Here is a 4,148-nt window from a genome sequence, read left to right as displayed (position 1 = left end):
TTCAGTTAGCAATATCCGCAAAATGCTTTTCATATTTCTTTTTTTTGTAATTTAGAAATCTGAAAAGCATTTTGCTTTGGGTCGGTTTTCTTTTGAAATTGGACACTAAGTAGCCCGCTCTTCGCAAATACTTTTTCCGTTAGCCGTCAGTGTATAAAGTACGTGCTATATAGAAAAATCCTTTATAAAAACGTAAATTTACCACCTTAATTTAGAATATAAAAAGTGAATAGATTCGAAATAATAGAAAAAATTGGAACACAATATCATATAGGTAATACTGAGTCTGGTGAATTTAGCTACCCATCTGCACTAAAATCTGTAGGAAAAGATATTAAAAATTATCAGAAAGGTGACATAAACAAAAATCATCATTATCTTGATATTAAATTTGAAAATGAGAGACTTGCTATTTTAGTGGAGACTAAAAATAAGTTCACAAAATGGGATAAAAATAAAATCCAAAAACAATTACAAGATTATGTAAGATATGAAAAAGCATATTCTGATAAAAGAATTGTTGCTATTCTTGCAGAAACAGAAAGTGATGATGTTTGGGTATGGTATGGTCAATCCGTAATTATTGATGATGAACACAGAATAGCTGAAGAGTTTAAACTAAAGACATTTGAAGAATATGAAGAAATATGTTTTGGTAAAGTAAATGACAAAATTAAGGTAATTGATTCCATTAAGATTCTTAATGAAAAACTACACTCAGATGGAGTTAACGAAAAGTTAAGAAGTCAATTTGTTGGCACTTGTTTGTTAGCTTTAAAAAATGGTTTAGTTTATGAAAATATAAAAGAAACTATTAATCCCAAAACAGGTAAAACTTTAAATCCCGAAAGTGTAGTTGTTAATAATATTAAGGCTATTTTAGAAGGATTACTAACTAAAAGCGGAAGTATAAACAAAGCTAGTAAATTAGCCATTCTAAATACAAAAGTTTTAGACGATCAAGATATACAAAGCCTTACCTATAAGGAACTTTCAGACATACTAAAATATATAGATGTAAATATAGTTCCCTATATAAATGATAAAAACACTGCTGGTCAAGATTTACTTAATTTGTTTTTCACAACATTCAATAAATATGTTGGTAAATCAGATAAAAATCAAGCTTTTACACCTGACCATATTTGTAGTTTTATGAGTAAAGTAGTTGGAGTAAATAAATATTCTAGAGTTTTAGACCCTTGCTGTGGTAGTGGAGCATTTCTTGTAAGAGCAATGACTGACGCTATGGATGATTGTGAAACTGAAGAGGAAAGAGAAAAGGTAAAACAAGATCAGATTTTTGGAATAGAATACGAAGCTGGTGCATTTGGATTATCTTCAACAAATATGCTTATTCATGGAGATGGAAATTCAAATGTAGTACAAGACTCTGTTTTTAATAAGGGAAAATGGATTGAAGACAACAACATCAATGTTGTTTTAATGAATCCTCCATATAATGCAACTAAAAAATTCTGTAATCCTGAATATACAAACAATTGGGATAGCAAGAAAAAAGAAGATCCTTCTAAAGGGTTTCATTTTGTTGAATGGGTTGCTAGAAAAGTCTCACCGCACTGTAAAATGGCAGTATTACTACCAATGCAAGCGGCAATCGGTACAAGCAATGATGTGAAAGAGTTTAAGAAAAAAATGCTTGACAATTATACATTAGATGCAGTTTTTTCTTTACCTGTTGAAATGTTTTATCCAGGTGCTGCTGCAGTGGCGGTATGTATGGTTTTTGACCTTTCTCAGAAGCATGAAAAATCAAATAAAGAAACATTTTTCGGTTATTATCGAGAGGACAATTTCACCAAAAGAAAAGGTTTAGGCAGAATTGAGTTGACTGATGAAAATGGAAATAGTTTGTGGGTTAAAACAGAAAAAATGTGGCTTGACTTATATAAAAATAAAAAAGAAATAGCCGGTTTATCAGTTATGAGAAAAGTTACTTGGAGCGACGAGTGGTTAGCAGAAGCATATATGGAAACAGATTATACGAAGTTGGAAATTACAGATTTCCAAAATGTAATTAACTCATATTTGGCTCATTTAGTAAAAGAAGGTTATGTCTATGAAAATTAATGTCGAAAATTGGAAACTTTTTGAATTCCCTAAAATATTTAGAATAGAGAAAGGATTTTATAATAAAAAACCAGAATCATCTGGTATTGGCAATATTCCATTTTTAGGAGCAACTGATAGTAATAATGGTGTAACAGGTTATTATACATTAGATGAAATAGAAACTTCTTCAAAAACAGGAAATGAACCAAATGAATCTTTAGATAGAAAAATATTTTCAGGTAAAGCAGTTTGTGTAACTAATAACGGTTCTGTAGGTTATGCATATTATCAAGATAACCAATTTACTTGTAGTCATGACGTAAATCCATTATATAGAATTGATGGAGAATTTAATCAATTTACAGGTTTATTTATTGCTTCAATCATTATGAAGGATAGATACAGATGGGGATATGGGAGAAAATGGAGACCTGATAGGATGAAAAAATCTAAAATACTTTTACCTGCAACAGACACTGGTGAACCTGATTGGTTATGGATGGAAAGCTATATTAAAGAACTTAATTGTAAACCAATTACAACCATTAATTCTAAAGAAAAGAATTACAAATTTGATACATTGGAATGGAAAGAGTTTTTTTTATATAAACTTTTCAATATAACTATGGGCAATGGGATTGACTCTATTAAAACAACTGATTTTGATCCAAAATTTAATTATGTTTCTAGGGACAGTAATGGAAATGGTGTAGTTGGTTTTATAGATGAAATAAATGGTGAAACACCATTTCCCGCAGGTGCAATGTCCGTTGCTTTAGGAGGAAGTTTTTTAGGAACATGTTTTATTCAAAAAGAACCTTTTTATACTGCTCAAAATGTTGCAGTATTACAAGAAAAAGAACCATTATCAATCCATACTAAATTATTTATATCGGCATTAATTCGAAATGAATGTAAAATCAAATATTTAGCTTTTGGTAGGGAATTAAACTCTCATATTCGTAAAGATTTCACAATAAAACTTCCTGTTTTAAAAACCGAAAATAAAGAATTGTTTAATGATAAAAATAAAGAATACTCCGAAGAAGGACTTATCCCCGATTGGAAATTGATGGAAAATATTATTAAATCATTGCCATATGGGGACAGAATTTAATAAAGAAAATACACCGCACGGCTAACATTGTATTGGCAAAATGCGGGGGAAAGTGCAAAATTGAAAAGCAGAAAAAATAATCCGCTCATGCTTTTCAATTCTGCATTTTTTTGTAAGTTAGCAGAAGTTAAAAAGCATTCGCTACGTTTGGTCGTTCTTGAACATTTAGTTCTTCGAAAGCCCGCACTTCGCCAATACTTTTTCCGTTATCTGCAACCCTATCAAACCACCGTGTCAAAGCCAAATTTTGAAATATTAGATAGTCTTCCAACCTACGGACCAATGTATATTTCCGTAACTGAAAATAATGAAAGTTATTTTCAAGAAGGTTTTGTTGTGAAATTTTTTCAAAATGACGGAAATTTTTGGGTTGGGAATTTTAAAACAGGGTGGTCTAATTTAAATAAAGTGTTTGATATAACTGCTCAAAATAAGATTTTAGTAATTGCAGGTGGACTTGCATATTTGATGACACCCGAAAATCAAAAACCTTTGAAAATATTTGGTCTTGATTTTAAGTATTATTTTGAATACAAAAACTTAATAATTTTCTCTACAAATACTGAAATTACAATCGTAAATATTGACAATTGGAACATTTGGACGAGCAAAAGAATTTCTTGGGATGGAATTGAAAACTTAAGAATAGAAAATAATATTTTAATTGGTGAATGTTACGACCCAACCAATTCAACAGAAGAATGGTCGGAATTTTCACTAAACATTGATACGAAAGAAATTAACGGTGGAAGTTGGTAAAAAAGGGCTGCAGATAACATGGGTTTTGCAAGATGCGGGGTTGAAGGAAATCTCAGAGAAATTCTAGAAAGTACCCGCAAAAAACTTTTCCATTTTTTAGTTTTTTCGTAATTTTAAAAAATGGAAAAAGTTTTTGCTAGAGATTGGTTCTCCTCCCGACTTTCGGTTTGCAGTAGCCCGCACCTCGCAAAGCCTTTTC

At 30.7% G+C, this 4,148-nt stretch carries 3 protein-coding genes; all 3 read left to right on the top strand.

Annotation, left to right across the window (positions count from 1 at the left end; translation table 11 throughout):
• Positions 1-225 precede the first annotated feature (225 nt).
• The 3 genes from AC5XHR_RS13620 to AC5XHR_RS13610 all read left to right on the top strand — a co-directional run bounded on the left by AC5XHR_RS13620 (position 226) and on the right by AC5XHR_RS13610 (position 3,949).
• The gene (locus AC5XHR_RS13620) at positions 226-2,091 is read left to right on the top strand and encodes an HsdM family class I SAM-dependent methyltransferase (RefSeq protein WP_495951327.1); all 1,866 of its coding nucleotides are present in this window, start codon (positions 226-228) and stop codon (positions 2,089-2,091) included.
• On the top strand, positions 2,081-3,190 hold the full coding sequence (locus AC5XHR_RS13615) for a restriction endonuclease subunit S (protein WP_495951326.1): 1,110 nt from the start codon (positions 2,081-2,083) through the stop codon (positions 3,188-3,190). Before AC5XHR_RS13620 ends, AC5XHR_RS13615 begins: the two co-directional genes overlap by 11 nt.
• Before the next feature lie 87 nt (positions 3,191-3,277).
• Entirely contained in the window at positions 3,278-3,949 is a 672-nt protein-coding gene (locus AC5XHR_RS13610) for a hypothetical protein (protein ID WP_495951325.1), read from the top strand.
• Positions 3,950-4,148: the final 199 nt, after the last annotated feature.

The organism is Kaistella sp. CFF1-2 (genome assembly GCF_059509915.1).
Note: the sequence above shows the minus strand (reverse complement) of the source record. Positions and strands in the feature narration are given on the sequence as shown.

Bases quoted from the DNA above. Each gene is read 5' to 3' on its own strand.
- AC5XHR_RS13615 (WP_495951326.1), top strand. From the start codon at position 2,081: ATGAAAATTAATGTCGAAAATTGGAAACTTTTTGAATTCCCTAAAATA.
- AC5XHR_RS13610 (WP_495951325.1), top strand. From the start codon at position 3,278: ATGCTTTTCAATTCTGCATTTTTTTGTAAGTTAGCAGAAGTTAAAAAG.